Below are 1,296 nucleotides of genomic sequence, written 5' to 3'. Positions count from 1 at the left end.
CCGCCGCCGTCGAAGACGCTTGGGCCGCAACGCTTTGGGTCGCCAAGAACGCCGCCGAACTGCACGGCGACGCGACCCGGATCGCCGTCGCCGGGGATTCGGCCGGTGGCACCATCTCCGCCGCGGTGGCACAGCGGGCGCGCGACAACGGCGCCCCGCCGATCGTGTTCCAGCTGCTGTGGTACCCGTCGACCATGTGGGACGCGTCGCTGCCGTCGTTCGCCGAAAACGCGACCGCACCGATCCTCGACGTCAAGGCCGTCGCGGAGTTCTCCCGTTGGTACGCGGGCGAAGTCGACATGTCGAATCCGCCGTCGGACATGGCGCCGGGACGCGCGAAAGACCTGCGCAACCTGGCGCCCGCCTACATCGCCGTCGCCGGTTATGACCCGCTGCGTGACGACGGCATCCGGTACGGCGAGCTGCTGGCCGCCGCCGGTGTCGCCGTCGAGGTGCACAACGCCGAGACGCTGGTGCACGGCTACCTGGGGTACGCCGGCGTGGTGCCTGCGGCCACCGCGGCGCTCGAGGCCGGGCTGGCGGCGCTGCGAACCGCCCTGCACGGGTGAGCCCGCGGCGTACGGTGAACCCATGAGCGAGCCGACCATCGCCCGGCCCGGGATCGACCCGACGTTCAAGGCGTTGCTCGACGCCTATCCGATGACGTTTCGCGAGGCCGACGGCGTCGAGGTCGCCCGCAAGCGGCTCAAGCTGCTCAAGGTGCCGCCGTCGATGCTGCCGGACCTGCGAATCGAGGACCGCACCATCGCCCACGGCGGGCTCACCGACATCCCGGTGCGCATCTATCGGCCCGACAGCGAGCTGCGCCCGCTGCCGGTGGTCGTCTTCTACCACGGCGGCGGGTTCTGCCTGGGCGACCTGGACACCCACGACCCGGTGGCCCGCGCGCACGCCGTCGGCGCCGAGGCCATCGTGGTGTCCGTCGGCTACCGGCTGGCCCCCGAGCATCCGTTCCCGGCCGGCGTGGACGACTGCTGGGCGGCCCTGCGATGGGTCGGCGAGCACGCGGCCGAGCTCGGCGGCGACCCGAACGCCATCGCCGTAGCCGGTGACTCGGCGGGCGGCAACCTCGCCGCGGTGACCGCGCTGTTGGCCCGCGATAACGGCGGGCCGGCGCTGCGCTTCCAGTTGCTGTGGTACCCCACGGTCACCGCGGATCTGTCCCTGCCGTCGTTCACCGACAACGCCGAGGCGCCGATGCTGAACCGCGACGTCATCGACGCGTTCCTGTCCTGGTACGTGCCCGATCTCGATCTCACCGACCCGAAGGCGCTG

Annotated in this window: 2 protein-coding genes; both read left to right on the top strand. The window is 71.9% G+C overall.

Annotation, left to right across the window (positions count from 1 at the left end; translation table 11 throughout):
* A partial coding sequence (locus A9W96_RS09735; RefSeq protein WP_156765179.1) for an alpha/beta hydrolase occupies nt 1–569 on the top strand: 569 nt, incomplete at its 5' end.
* A 22-nt stretch (nt 570–591) separates the two neighbouring features.
* The coding region (locus A9W96_RS09730) for an alpha/beta hydrolase (RefSeq protein ID WP_067139330.1) at nt 592–1,296 on the top strand (705 nt) is incomplete at its 3' end.

The organism is Mycobacterium sp. 1245852.3 (assembly GCF_001669335.1).
GTDB lineage: Bacteria > Actinomycetota > Actinomycetes > Mycobacteriales > Mycobacteriaceae > Mycobacterium > Mycobacterium europaeum_A.
Note: the sequence above shows the minus strand (reverse complement) of the source record. Positions and strands in the feature narration are given on the sequence as shown.